At 41.1% G+C, this 14,088-nt stretch carries 10 protein-coding genes; 2 read left to right on the top strand and 8 right to left on the bottom strand.

The features are described from left to right. Window positions 1-3 precede the first annotated feature (3 nt). The 7 genes from J0L83_10205 to recA all read right to left on the bottom strand — a co-directional run bounded on the left by J0L83_10205 (window position 4) and on the right by recA (window position 11,916). Window positions 4-1,731, bottom strand: a complete 1,728-nt coding sequence (locus J0L83_10205) for an acetylxylan esterase (protein MBN8664939.1) — start codon at window positions 1,729-1,731, stop codon at window positions 4-6. After that, window positions 1,731-2,936 (bottom strand): acyltransferase, encoded by a 1,206-nt coding sequence (locus J0L83_10210; GenBank protein MBN8664940.1) that lies wholly within the window; start codon window positions 2,934-2,936, stop codon window positions 1,731-1,733. The genes J0L83_10205 and J0L83_10210 overlap by 1 nt, the downstream gene beginning before the upstream one ends. A 127-nt stretch (window positions 2,937-3,063) precedes the next feature. Continuing rightward, a complete protein-coding gene (locus J0L83_10215; GenBank protein MBN8664941.1) occupies window positions 3,064-3,891 on the bottom strand; it encodes a hypothetical protein in 828 nt (275 codons plus the stop codon). Window positions 3,892-3,894: 3 nt separating this feature from the next. Then, window positions 3,895-5,643 (bottom strand): acetylxylan esterase, encoded by a 1,749-nt coding sequence (locus tag J0L83_10220; GenBank protein ID MBN8664942.1) that lies wholly within the window; start codon window positions 5,641-5,643, stop codon window positions 3,895-3,897. Window positions 5,644-5,870: 227 nt separating this feature from the next. Continuing rightward, on the bottom strand, window positions 5,871-9,269 hold the full coding sequence (locus J0L83_10225; protein MBN8664943.1) for a glycosyltransferase: 3,399 nt from the start codon (window positions 9,267-9,269) through the stop codon (window positions 5,871-5,873). A gap of 78 nt (window positions 9,270-9,347) precedes the next feature. Continuing rightward, window positions 9,348-10,676 carry an acetylxylan esterase gene (locus J0L83_10230; protein ID MBN8664944.1) on the bottom strand — a complete coding sequence of 443 codons (1,329 nt, stop codon included), beginning with the start codon at window positions 10,674-10,676 and terminating at the stop codon, window positions 9,348-9,350. Between the two features lie 220 nt (window positions 10,677-10,896). Next, a complete protein-coding gene (recA, locus tag J0L83_10235) occupies window positions 10,897-11,916 on the bottom strand; it encodes a recombinase RecA (protein ID MBN8664945.1) in 1,020 nt (339 codons plus the stop codon). 426 nt (window positions 11,917-12,342) lie between these two features. Here recA and ric point away from each other — a divergent pair, with 426 nt between their 5' ends. Both ric and J0L83_10245 read left to right on the top strand, forming a co-directional pair. Beyond that, window positions 12,343-13,077 (top strand): iron-sulfur cluster repair di-iron protein, encoded by a 735-nt coding sequence (gene ric / locus J0L83_10240; GenBank protein MBN8664946.1) that lies wholly within the window; start codon window positions 12,343-12,345, stop codon window positions 13,075-13,077. 213 nt (window positions 13,078-13,290) lie between these two features. After that, on the top strand, window positions 13,291-13,713 hold the full coding sequence (locus tag J0L83_10245) for an SRPBCC family protein (protein MBN8664947.1): 423 nt from the start codon (window positions 13,291-13,293) through the stop codon (window positions 13,711-13,713). A gap of 68 nt (window positions 13,714-13,781) precedes the next feature. Here J0L83_10245 and J0L83_10250 read toward each other — a convergent pair whose 3' ends face one another. Next, window positions 13,782-14,039 carry a hypothetical protein gene (locus J0L83_10250; GenBank protein MBN8664948.1) on the bottom strand — a complete coding sequence of 86 codons (258 nt, stop codon included), beginning with the start codon at window positions 14,037-14,039 and terminating at the stop codon, window positions 13,782-13,784. Window positions 14,040-14,088 lie beyond the last annotated feature (49 nt).

Below are 14,088 nucleotides of genomic sequence, written 5' to 3' on the forward strand. Positions count from 1 at the left end.
AGGCTAGTTTCCGGGTTGTCTGATACTTCTGGCTAATTTTTCAAAGAACCAGGTGCTTTTAAAATTATTATAACTCTCAGGCACTTCGTGACCAAGATCATGGAATACATATAATTCGCTGCCCTTGCGCACTTTTTCATTCAGGCGATTGTAGGTAGGAATGGTACATCCGGGTGGCGCTAGATCATCTAACAATGTAGCAGCATACAAAACAGAGCAATCAATATCAGGTACAAAATTCTTGATGGCGAAATATTTCAGGTTCTTCAGTATCTGCTCCTTGCTGGCTGTCTTTGTTTCATTCATGTATTTAACAATATAGCCAATAGGGAATGGTGGCATTTCTTTAGCCTTCTCAGCAATAGAAAGGTTTACATCAAAATCACAGAATACAGGTGTATCGGCCATACAAGTGTTCACACGCTTGCCTGTACGTTTGATCAGTGAAGAAACCACAAGCGCCAAAGAGCCACCCTGACTACCACCGAAAACACCAACCCTGCTTAAATCAAACTTGAATAAGTGCGAATTGGAAAAGAAAAAATCAACTGCTCTTAAGCAGTCCATATAAATACCTCGATAGACAAATTTGTCTTTGTCTTCAATACCCAGTGTAATTAACTCCTGATTGGTAGGGTTCACTTTCTTCTCATAATCACCCACACCTCGTGGCAACATAGACAAAACCGCAAAGTCGGGGAAGTAAATTGGATCTAATAGTTTTCGATAACCGCCAAAAGCCACTAATACGGGATAACGCCCCCTCAGCTTGGGCACGGATAACCATCCATAGACCTTTACTTTGTCCAAAGACATAAACTCCACACGGTAAACGTGATGGGTGGAAATATCTTTATCTGCTGCCGGAATCACTTCATACTCCGGATCAATCAATTCCAGCTCCTTGATGGTACGATCCCAGAAATCATCAAAATCTTCCGGCTTGTTCTCTTCTGATTGCACCTGATCCAGTTCATAGATAAATGCATGCTGGGTAGTGTCATCATAATAAGACAGGTTCAGTCGCAAAGAAACTTTGTAAATACCAGGCTTCTTAATATCTGGAATATCGAAGTTGTATTGACGAATTGTCTTTTTAGGTAAACTTACCGGCAGATTGTATTCACAAACCCATTCGCCGGTTTCTGTGGTAATCTGATAATTGATTTTGCCCTCTTGCTTTACATTGTATTTGTTATGTAAGACAAGATTATAGCGCACAGGATTCTTTGAAGAAAACAACGCATTCTTTACCAGTGGTCTTAATGTGGTAACGATTTCTGCATTCTCATCTTCCAGCGCTTCTTCTACCTTTTTCTGTTCTTCTTCTTGTTTTTTCTCCTCTTTTATCTGCTTACTCTCATAGGTAAATGGCTGCACATACGCTTCATTAAAATCAGTCAGGTTAACACGGATTGTCAGCTCATAACTACCGCTGGTTTCTACTGACGGGCGTATTGCCTGAACAGAAGAGCCACCTGCTTTGATATTCATCTCAATATTACCTTCCAACACATAAGCGCCAGATGAGTTCGTAAGCACATAGTTAACTACACCTGATTGCGGTGTCTTACCTGTATTCTCAACCTTGATTGTAAACTGAACAGGCTGTTTATGATTAAAAGCTGCATCTTTTGCAGCAGGTGTAATGGTTACCTGCACAGGCTGCTGTGCCAGCAGACTGATGGGTGCTATCAGCAATAAGAATAATATGGATCTCAGGTAATACATCAGCTATTAACAACAGGTTTTACTTTTTTCTCAAGGAGTGAAGACTTTCTGATATAGTGATTCATGGGCTCCTCAATCAGTTTGTACAGAATAATTGATACAATATTCAGCAGTATGAATACAATGCCAATACTTACCACTGCATAAGGAATATGCTCAGATAGCCAGTAATACTCATGAGCATCTAACCATGCGTAAAAAGCATCTGTCCAGATTTCACTGTAATGATGCGAAATAGTAGCAATAAACCCAATATGCACCAGATAATAGATATAAGAACTTTTACCGAGTAAATCCATCAACTTGGTGGAAAGTATCCATCGTACAATGGAACGCTCCATGATGGCACCATAGAAGAACAAAATCACACCGATAGGCAAAAGTGCATTATTAGAAAAAATACCCCAAGGGTGATAGAGACCGAAGGGCATGGTTTCTGTAAGCGGAATTGAAGTCATGATGGCCATGGCACCACAGATTACCACAAAGCCCAATAGTGTTACCCAAGGGAATTTGTACTTAGGCGAATCTTTTTGCTTCAGCATATACAAGGCCAGATACATACCAATAAAAAATTCAGTACAACGCCCGGTAAACGTGTAAAGAAAATTAAAGCGATAATTACCATAAAAGCCCCACCAATTGAAATGACTGAATATCGCTACAAGCAACAAACCAATACCTAAAACCAATAAGGGCAGATAGATCAATGCTCTTTTGTCTTTCTTAATCTGACGGAAAAAGAAAGGAGCTGAGAAATAAAAACACTCTTCCACTGTGAGCGACCATCCCTGTGCCACCCCGGTAAACTTTAAATCATCAAAAAAGCCACGAAAGAAAAATATGTTCATGAGTAATACACCCCAATGCCAGGTAAAGCCATTGTAGATGCTTTCATCATTTGTATACCATGCATAGGCAAACGTGGCCAAAGTAAGTACCACATACATCGGATAGATACGGGCAATCCTGTTCTTAAGGTATTTCCGGAACCAGACACCGGTAATTTCACAAGTATCATAGTATCGGAGGCAAATCAAAAAGCCACTCAATACAAAGAATATGGTAACACCAATATGAAACTCATTCAGCACACGAAACAGGGGAAAGGGGAATTCAGCCTGATTGGCATGGTGAAAAAACACCAGAAATGCCGCAATGGCTCTAACCCCAGTAAGCGCAGGGATATATGCGTTTGCTTTCATAGTTACGTGTGTAATATTAGTGAACCGTAAGGGCACAGCCCGACAGAAGGCTAGTTTTTCCCACTTATATACTGTTCCTTAACGAAATTTTGACCAAAAAATTATATCTAACGCCGATAACACAGCTCTAAAGTGGCAGCTTGGAAATAATTGAGAAACTGGCTCCATAACTCGCACCCGCATTTCTGCCATATGGTGTGTAGTATACCTGGAAAAATGGCATCATCATTCTACTTGCCCGTCTACCGTAACCCAGCGTTATTCTCCCAGTTGTAAAATCCCGGTTTTGAGGTAAATCAAAAGAAAAGTTCTTGTTGACACTTTTTGAGTCAGTATGTGTCAACCCAATAGTAAACAAATGGAATACATTAAATGATTTTCCAAATGTTATGTTGTATGAGGTAACATTGGGACCAGAACCATCATCAGCAAAATATCTGATATGGGTAAGGTCTGCAATACAAAAACCATCCTTATATGGACTAAATGAATAATTCGCACCGAGACTTAGTCCATTATTGCCATAACCAAGACTCGGCGTTACCGAACCCGCATACATTGGAACATAGAGCCCCGTTCTAAGGGTAAAATAGTTTTTCAGGTCTTCGGAAGGAATGTGATAAGACAAACTAAAAAATGCATCTCCAAAACCAGCATTCGTTAATTTTCCACTTGCACTTTTTAATACCTGATTTGCAAATGGAATATTTGCAGAAAAATCCAGATTCCTACCAATGCCATATCCAAAAAAGAGCGCAAAAGATGTGGAAGAAAAACCAGCACCCTGCCCCATGGAAACAACGCTTCCATTTCGATCGTAGTTGCGCTGTGCACTACTAAAAGAAAATGATGGAAATAAGATTTTCCTTCCCTTGCCAAAAGGAAAATCCGCTCTGGCATTTATTACAAGGGAAACAATAAAAAATGTACCTATAACGCGCTTTGCTATCATCATTATTTACTTCATTACGCTCGCTAGTTTTTCATAATACCAGGAGCCGGTAAATACATTGTGTCTTGGAGTTACTTCGTGACCCAGATCTGCAAAAATGAATAATTCAGATTTGTCTTTCGTCTCTTTTGGCATCTTATTATATGCACTCAAGACACTACCAGGTGGCGCGTAAGGATCCATTAAACTACATGCGAATAAAACAGGGCAGTTTATTTCAGACATAAAGTTCTGCACCTCATAATATTTCCATACATCTAAAACAGCCTGCTTTGTCATGCCTTTTGTTCCTTCGATGTAATTATTAAAATCACTGATTGGAAACTTGATTTCATCATTTGCTGCCGCTACATCAAACATTTGATGAATATCTGTTAACACAGGATTGTTAGCCACACAAGCACCAAAGCGGTAACCTCTCTTTCTGCCTAATGCAATTGCCACTAATGATTTTGATGCTCCTTCACTACCGCCAAAAACCATTACACGACTAAGATCAAAATTGAAACCATGCGGGCCTTTGAATAAGAAATCTGTAGCCCTTAAGCAGTCCATGTATAAGCCACGATACACATACTTATCCCGATCATTCAAGTGCAAAGACACAAAGGTTTCATTCTTCGGATTGATCACCTTCATGCTTTCGCCAATACCACGCACATTCATGGTAAACACTGCAAAATCTGGGAAGTAAAGTGGGAAGACTTCAATTTTATGTCCGCCAAAACCCAGCACCAACGGAAACTTGCCCTTCAGTTTGGGAATGGTTAACCAACCAAACACGCGCACATTTCCCCAGGAGGTAAAATCTACTCGATACGTTCTGTGTGAAACATTACTTTTTGAAGGATCGTATACGATGGAATAACGTGGATCTATTTTATCCAATTCCTTAATTGTCTGATCCCAGAAATCATCAAAATCATCTGGCTTATGCAATTCCGTATTCACCTTTTCTGCATTAAAAACAAAAGCATGACGGGTTGTATCATCGTACGTGCTTAGGTTCAAACAGAATTTGAAATTATACACGCCAGATCCTTTTAACACTGGCACATCAAAGCTGAACTGCTTACTATATTTTTTTGGAATAACTACCGGCACTCTATTCTCATACACAGACTCACCTGTTTCGGTAGTAACATAATAACTAAACGAACCTTCTTGCTTTACTTTATACTTATTGTGCAGCACAACAGTATATTTCACCGGCTTGTACATGCCAAACATAGCATCCTTTGCTGCAGGCTTTAACACTGTTACGATCTCGCCCTCATCTTCTTCAGCACCTTCTTCACCATGGCCTTCATCGTGTCCATAATCTTCATGTGTTACCGACTTCACACCGGCTTGAGGGAAATTGATATCTGTTACAGGAGCGGGTTCCGGTGCTTTTTTCTTTACCTTATTGAGATCTGTATATCCAAATTGCTTAGAAATTGATTCAACCACATCTCCCATTTCTGCACGCACAATGATTTCATAATAACCCTCGCCATCAATCATGGGCAGGTCAACTGGAATGTCCAGATTTTTTCCTGCACCAACAGCTGCAGGCATGGAAGCATCCGTGATATAGACAGATTTCACAGTGGTTACCGTATAAGAAATACTACCCTTGAGATCTGATTTACTTTTATTCGCAACCTGTAGGCGAAACTTCACCGGACTCTTTGTACTAAAAAATCCAGCTTTGGTAATGGGGTCAAGTGTTAAGATAATATCAGCCTGCGCTACTGCAAAGAGCGGAAGCATGAAGGCAAAAAGAATTGCCAACCGAAACGGGATGTAGCTTTTTCTGAAATGCTTGATCATAAACTGTGGACGAACGTCTACAAATATGTATCATAGGAGGGGGATTCAGCTGCCGATTTTAGTACAACCCTTGGGATAGTTATGTGACCAAAGACAGCCGGTTGTACTGCAAGATAAAGGCTGGGGCAGGGGCAGCCAAGCAAGCGGGATAATAAAAACCTTAAAAATCACTCTGAAACATTGATTTGCAAGTCTTTAACGTTGCCAGTACGCTTCAAAACACCCCAATGTTGCAACTCGCCTTTTACCGCTCTGAGCAAGGATTGGAAAAGCACTACCAGCATTAACCACCTGTAAATCAAGCGTTGAGGTATTAATAATATCAGTTGATAGAGTTTTTCTCCTTCCAATAAGAAGGCAAATGCTGCAATGCCGGTATCCACCAAAAGGAAGAGCAGGTAATAATCCAGCATTTGATTATCCGACGAAGAAACACCGGCGGTGAGACTCAGCAATGCAATCACATCGGCCAATGGTGTAAAGGCCGGAATCACGTACTTGAATATGATGATATCAGGTATGGCAATCCAACTCAATGCCTTATTACTACCACCCAATGCAATATCCTTGTGCTTCCAGATGGTTTGCAAAACACCAAAAGTCCATCTAACACGCTGCTTCATGAACTGAGCAACAGTTTCCGGTGCTTCAGTATAAGCGATGGCCCTGCTTTCATTGGCTACTATATAACCACAACGCAATATTCTTATCGTTACATCACAATCCTCTGCTAAAGTATCTGTTGTAAACAAACCGGCTTCTTCTATAGCTGTTCTTCTGAATGCACCAATCGCACCCGGAACCACAGTGATAGCGTTGATTACCGCAAATGCTTTTCTATCGAAGTTCTGGCTGGTCACATACTCCAAATGTTGCCAGCGTGTCATCAGGTTTACCTGATTACCCACTTTCACGGTACCGGCTACAGCACCAATGGATGCATCGCGCAGCATATGTTCCATCATCATGCGCACTGCATCTGGTTTTAATTTGGTATCTGCATCAATACACACCAGATAATCTGCATTACTGCAACGAATACCTTCATTCAAAGCAGAAGCTTTACCGCCATTGATTTTTGAAATGATTGTAACCTGATCTGAATTGGCAAATACTTCTTTAACCCGAAGCAGGGTATTATCCTTACTACCATCATCCACCAGAATCACATCAAAGTTTGGATAGTCGCACTGAAGCAGATTCATGATAGTAGCCACAATATTCACTTCCTCGTTATAGGCAGGAACAATGATGGATACCTTAGGATACACTGGCAATGCAGTTTGCTGATTGAGTAATTGCTTTTCTTTTTTGCGCTGCTTCAAAGCCAACCAGGCTAAGGCAATTATTCGAAGTGTGCCAAGTATTAAGAAAAGCAGGAATAAAGAAAACAGAAAATGGCCAACATAATATGCAATGGTGAAAATGTAAAGATTCAACTGCAATAAAGCATAGCCTCTGCCCTTAGGCACTTCCGGCATAATATCATCTCTTGTCTTTCCCAACAAGTCTGCAATGGTGGTGAATTGGTATCCCTGTGCCTGAAAATGACGAATGATTTTTCCCGTTGCTTCAACTGTTGCTGATCGATCGCCGCCGGCATCATGTAGTAAAATCACATTACCCATATCCACATGGCGTACAACCCGATTGAAAATAGAATCTCCATTCAAGCTTGGGTTCTCTTCTTTTTCCCAATCAAGCGGATCAATATTTTCATTCACCGTAATATAGCCACGCTCTTTACTGATGGCTACCGGCAACAATTCTTCCATGGTCTCTGGCTGACTATCCGCATTGTATGGTGCACGAAACATGGTCGTGCTTCTGCCTGTAATACATTCAATCAGCAATTGTGTAAGATCCATTTCCAATATGGCTCTGTTTCTACTCGCTGTTGCCATATTGGTGTGTGTGAATGTATGGTTGCCGATCTCATGCCCTTCACGATAGATACGCTTAACGAGGGGAATATTATTCTCTGCTTCCAAACCTACCACAAAGAACACTGCAGGCACTTTGTATTTGGCTAGCGTATCTAGAATCTGCTTGGTGTACTTAGGGTCTGGTCCGTCATCAAATGTCAACACCAGTTTCTTAGCTTCTGTCTTACCCCATTTACGCACAACAAACATGGATGGCAATACTTCATATCGCTGCTCACTAATCAATAATTCATTGCTATCAATTTCATGAACGATATGCCCTTTGGTTGGCTTCGATAAGACTTCCAGAATTTCTCCTTCGCCGATATAATCAACATCATCCGAGCTTTCTACTACTGTTAAAGCATTAAAATCAAAGTTCTTTAAAGCAGCTCTGTGAACAGAACGATTATAAAAATCCCAAACCCTACTGTCCTCACTACCCATACGCCAGATAGCTGTACCCGCTAAGCCATATTCCGTTGCAAAACGCAGGGTATTGAAATTTGTAGCAGCATCAGTAAAATGTACCTGATGCGTTTGGTTGTTCTCATCATTATATGTGTAATACAGATTATAAGTATGGTTATCATAAGTAACCTTGGCCTGACTTTCTCTTGCTAAGGTCAGCGCCTGCTGATAGGTAACCGTTTCTGTTTTGCCATTTGCGCCCCAATCATACCCATAAGAAGCCATTGCAAGAATGATTTTCTCAGATGGGATGTCTTTGGCGATATAATCAACAGCCGCTTCAATCCATTTCTGACTACTCACCGGGCCGGGCTTGGAATGATCAGCATGCTGATCGTAAGCCATTAGGATGAGATAGTCATTATACTTGTATAACTCTTTGTGGTTATAGTCTTCATTGAACGGTGCTACATCCTGTGTAACCATGAGTCCCTGCATTTTCATGCGGGCATAGAGTTCTTTCTGAAAGTTGACCAGAATCATATTGTCTTCTTCCAATAGCTCTTCAAAATCTATATTGACACCAATGAATTTATTTTTTCTGACTTCTCTGATAAGCGCGCTAATCAGTTTTTCTTTCTTGACTGAATCATGTAGTACCCGATGCAAAATATCGCCCCTGAATACGCCATTCACATTATTCGTGAGCATGGGCATCACCTTCACCTTTGAATTACCAATGATTTCCTTGCCTCTTCTGTCCATGCGCACTACCAATGTATCTGCAACAGGATCGAAGAAAAACCATTCTGGTATCACCAGATTCAGCTTATCAATATTTCTGCGAAGAGAGAAAAATGACTGTGCATCCCATGCTACATAGAATGCCGCCCTGATACCTAAACTATCTGGAAACAAAGCGCTATTGCTATTAACAACAGCATTTTGCTTAGCACTGTCTTTATTCAGGTATTTGGCATCAATAAATTTTCTAAAGCCTCGATATTTTTCAATCAGTTCACTTTCCTTGTAAACAGGTAAATCTTCTGATAATATTTTTTTAGTAACCCTTGTTTCAACTGGGAGGTCTGGCTGGAATAGTGTGCGTAATGCAATTACAATCGCTACAGTAATAATCAGGAGAATCAGTACCAAAATACGAGAACCCCATTTGAAACGCTGCCAGCGCGTGGGGTTGTGTGCCTGAAATACCTGTTTACCTGTAGCCATGAGAGAGATTGCAGCAGTTTTAAGCAAATTTCATGCTAATGCAGCAAATAACTACTGCGATAACAATCTCCTAACAAATTAAGGAAGTCTCAGCACTTTTTTGATCCAAAGATTCTGGTAAGCGTAATACACATAGTCCATGGTATTTCCGGAACATACATACATCTCCTTTACATCTCCTTTCAACTGGTTGTAAATAGAGAATGCTGTCTGGGGTGGTGCAGAGCTGTTGATCAAGGGCAGTGCAAACAGCACCTTACACTTAATATTGCTCATGAAGTTTACGGGATCAAAGAAATCCCAGTTCTCATAGAAGCGCTGCTTATTGATTCCACCTTCGCCGCTGTTGATATAATCATTGAATGCAGAAACCGGCCAAGGCAATACAGGGTTATCCTGATTCATTTCGAACAAACCACGCAGATCACCATAAACTGGTCTTACCATGATACAGCATTTTGGTCTTTGATCCAAAGCGCAGGTAATACCTGCCAGCGTACCGCCCTGCCCTTCACCATATACCACAACACGATCTGCATCCAGATTCAGTTGATTGGCATATTTATAGATAAAATCAAGACCGCGCAGGCAATCCATATAAATGCCTTTGTAGATATATTTATCTCTGTCGTAGAGATTCAGTGTGTTGAGTGTATTATAATCTGAATAGACTTTGTCTGCGCTATTGCCATGTCCGCGAACATTCAAGCGGAATACCGCTACATCACTTCTGTTAGAATCCGGGCGCTGGTCTTCGTAGTAATCAGGTAATTGATAAATCACCGGAAACTTGCCACCACCTTTTGGAATGGTTAACCAGCCACGTACTACCACATCATCTACAGATTGAAACTCTACCTGATATACATTCACATATTTGGTACTGGAGTTACCACGACTGATAACGCGGAAGCGAGGCTCTTTTCTCAGCATCTCTCTTCTGGCTTCAGACCAAAATTCTTCAAAGTCTTCCGGCTTATTGATATCTGTAAAGATTTTGTCCGGATCTAAACCAAATACATAACGCAATGTATCTGCTGCATTATTGGTGCTTACTATAATATTGACATCATAAAATCCTGCTGTAAGCTTGGCATAATCCAGATTCAGGTCTGTTGCAAATGTTTTTCTTGAATCAGTAAAAAAACTAACTGTTTGATTGAACACTGATGCGCCCTTTGCATCAAACACATCAACATGCATGGAACCGCGCTGCTTAGTATAGGTAGAGTTTTTTAAACGAACATCATAGCCCACTTTATCGTCTTCACGGAAAAGACCATTCTTTTTAAATGGACGGATATCATACTCCAATCCTGTTCTGGTACCCGGACCAGAAGGGGGCTGGGCCATTGCATCAGACAACGCCACACAAAACATCCAAACAAACACAATATGCTTCATCATACGTCCCGAAATAAGTGATTGCAAAAATATAGTAACCAAAATTGTGCCGTTAAGGTAGTACAGGATGGCATGCTGGCAACGAATTCTAGTTTCTTTTTAAGGATATTTTGAGCTTTGAAACCCTTGTCTACGTTGAATATCCCTAGTTTAAGGGGGATGCGATAGCAACAAAAAAGCCACGCCGGGAACGGCATGGCTGTATTACTAACCCATCAAAACTTTATTCTTCTGCGGCAACGGCTGGTGCAGTTTGTGTGCTTACCGCTGCGCGGATCTTGCCTTCAATTTCACCAGACAATTCCGGATTATCAAGCAATAATTGCTTCACTGCTTCGCGGCCCTGACCTAATTTATTGCCTTCATAACTGAACCAACTACCACTCTTTTGAATGATACTCAGTTCAACACCCATATCAATGATTTCACCAACCTTGCTGATACCTTCGCCGAAAACGATATCAAATTCTGCAGCACGGAAAGGAGGTGCTACTTTGTTTTTCACCACTTTCACTTTTACACGGTTACCTACAGCTGTATCGCCATCTTTAATCTGACTCATTCTTCTGATATCCAAACGCACAGAAGCATAGAACTTCAGCGCATTACCACCTGTGGTGGTTTCAGGGTTACCAAACATTACACCAATTTTCTCACGCAACTGGTTGATGAAAATGCAAATTGTATTGGTCTTATTAATTGTTGCAGTCAGCTTACGCAGGGCCTGGCTCATCAATCGGGCTTGCAAACCCATTTTGCTATCACCCATTTCACCTTCCAGTTCTCCCTTCGGCACCAATGCAGCTACTGAGTCAATCACCACCACATCCAATGCACCGGAAAGAATCAAACGATCAGCAATTTCCAAAGCCTGCTCACCATAATCAGGTTGAGAGATCAGCAGATTATCTACATCCACACCTAATTTCTGCGCATATGCACTATCAAAAGCATGTTCCGCATCAATGATGGCACACATACCACCTTTTTTCTGTGCTTCTGCAATTGCATGAATAGCAATAGTTGTTTTACCAGAAGATTCAGGACCATAGATCTCAATGATTCTTCCCTTAGGAAAGCCGCCTACACCAAGCGCAGTGTCTAATCCGATAGAACCGGTGGATACAACTTCCATGGCTTGTTCGGCCTTATCACTCATCATCATCACACTACCCTTACCAAAATCTTTGTCAATCTTGTCAATCGTCAGTTTCAGGGCCTTTAATTTTTCTGCATTACTCATTTTATTCAGTTTTTATGGGTGTTTTGGGCAGTTGCAGTGCAACCGGAACAAAATTAATACGGGTGTGAAGTTAGGGTATTTTACTTATCAACACTAATTTTTTTAGTATTTTTTGCTAAACCAGTTGTCAAGCATTTTTCTTGGTTTTGAAGGGATATGATGACGAAACAAGACATAATCGGTTGATTTTCAATAACAATTAGTTTAACAGCGCAATGCAAACATATCAGTTGGAAAGTGAGGGGTTGCGCTTACCTGATTCGCGATGGCACTGCTACATGAAACGATTGCGCGCATAAAAAGCATGGAAGTTTCTTCAAACTAATGATGCACGACCTAAACAATAATGATGCACTCATCAACAGAATATGCGCAGCATCATAGTAAGAAAAAAATTGTCGATTGAGCTTTGCTGAAAACACTATTATGGATATTTCAGCACACTCTACCATTGGATCTGTTGTGAGCAGGTATTATCAAACAGCATCTGTATTTGAGTCTTTCCATCTTGATTTTTGCTGCGGCGGAAAAAGAACCATCGAAGAAGCCTGTGCCAAAAAGCAATTAGATACAATGCCCGTATTAGCAGCTTTGGCAAAAGTGATTGATCAGCCGTTGCAAAATGGTCAGATGCCTTTTCACGAAATGTCTGCGCAGGAACTCATCAGTTATATTCTCACGAATCACCATTATTATATCAAGGAGCAGGGGCCAGTAATATTGGGCCATCTAGAAAAAGTAGCGATGAAGCATGGTGGTCGCTTTCCTTATATGCGCGAAACAGCTTTGTTGTTTGATGCATTATTATCTGAGCTATTGGCGCACATGCAGAAAGAAGAAAATGTTTTGTTTCCACTGATCAGAAAAATGGCGGTGCTGGAAGAAAGCCATATGGATACAGCTGAGCTGGCTGAAGTGATCACACACCCTATCGCTGTAATGGAAGCAGAACACGATGTAGCGGGCGACTATCTTCATCGTATTCATGCGCTTACCAATGGCTTTACCATTCCACCAGATGCTTGTACCACTTTTCGCATCAGTCTGCAAGAGTTACAGACTTTTGAATCACGTATGTTTGAACACGTGCACCTAGAGAACAACTTACTATTTCCTATGATGACTAATGCTGCTCAAAGTGCAACTGAAAGCGCTAGCTAACCACTAACATAAAATTTTCGGCATTCCGGATAGATAAAGCTATTTTTAAGTAACCTAAACAACCAATATGGCGTTCACCCACAACAGCCTGAGCCATTTTATGCGGGTAGCAGTACAATCAAATTTATCTGGTCAAGAACCAGATCAGTTTTTGTTAGCAGTGGATGCCTTATTCAATCACTTCGATTTAATTCACTTTAGCAACAACCCCCAATGACAACACTGATTTCTGTTGAAGTAACTATTAACGCAAACGTTGAGACCGTATGGGAGAAGTTTACAAAGCCCGAACATATTGTACAGTGGAATGCGGCATCTCCTGATTGGCATACACCCCGCGCTACAAATGAGCTTATACCAGGCGGTAGATTTACCTACCGCATGGAAGCCAGAGACGGTAGTATGGGTTTTGATCTTGGTGGCGTGTACGAGGTGGTAATTCCCAACGACCGCTTACGCTATCGTTTAGATGACGGCAGGCTGGTACATGTTTTACTGGTGGCTGAAGCCAATGAAACCCAGACAAGATTGGTTGAACTTTTCGAAACCGAAACCATGAACCCACCCGAGTTGCAAAAGCAGGGTTGGCAGGCAATTTTGAATAATTTCAAGCAGTATGTAGAGGGCCATTCTTAGCAAAACGGGAAAATCGTTCCCATTACGGGAATAAATTTACATGAACGAATTTTGAAACACCCTGATTATCAGCTTTTTAAAAAATAAAAATCTATTGGCACGGAATTGGCGTATATAGTATTGAATCCAATACTGCTGAAAAGCATATCCAATCCAAATCCATGAATCCCGCAGGGACGCCTGCGCAAAAAATTAACCCCTACCAACGCGTAGGGGTATTTTTTTGCCGATTCCTTATCACTAATTGCAGATTCTTTGGAAAGAAGCGGGGCAATCAGCCAATACTTTAGCAGCTGTATATAGGCAGTAGTCTTACTGCTTTGCATATTGTCTTTTTTTGTTTGTATTCAGCTGCAGCAGGCTGAATGAACCCCG

The organism is Chitinophagales bacterium, from assembly GCA_017303835.1.
In the GTDB taxonomy this organism is placed as follows: domain Bacteria; phylum Bacteroidota; class Bacteroidia; order Chitinophagales; family Chitinophagaceae; genus JAFLBI01.

Coding starts and splice junctions, on each gene's coding strand:
- J0L83_10205 (MBN8664939.1), bottom strand. CDS start 1,731: ATGTATTACCTGAGATCCATATTATTCTTATTGCTGATAGCACCCATC.
- J0L83_10210 (MBN8664940.1), bottom strand. CDS start 2,936: ATGAAAGCAAACGCATATATCCCTGCGCTTACTGGGGTTAGAGCCATT.
- J0L83_10215 (MBN8664941.1), bottom strand. CDS start 3,891: ATGATGATAGCAAAGCGCGTTATAGGTACATTTTTTATTGTTTCCCTT.
- J0L83_10220 (MBN8664942.1), bottom strand. CDS start 5,643: ATGCTTCCGCTCTTTGCAGTAGCGCAGGCTGATATTATCTTAACACTT.
- J0L83_10225 (MBN8664943.1), bottom strand. CDS start 9,269: ATGGCTACAGGTAAACAGGTATTTCAGGCACACAACCCCACGCGCTGG.
- J0L83_10230 (MBN8664944.1), bottom strand. CDS start 10,676: ATGATGAAGCATATTGTGTTTGTTTGGATGTTTTGTGTGGCGTTGTCT.
- recA (MBN8664945.1), bottom strand. CDS start 11,916: ATGAGTAATGCAGAAAAATTAAAGGCCCTGAAACTGACGATTGACAAG.
- ric (MBN8664946.1), top strand. CDS start 12,343: ATGGATATTTCAGCACACTCTACCATTGGATCTGTTGTGAGCAGGTAT.
- J0L83_10245 (MBN8664947.1), top strand. CDS start 13,291: ATGACAACACTGATTTCTGTTGAAGTAACTATTAACGCAAACGTTGAG.
- J0L83_10250 (MBN8664948.1), bottom strand. CDS start 14,039: ATGCAAAGCAGTAAGACTACTGCCTATATACAGCTGCTAAAGTATTGG.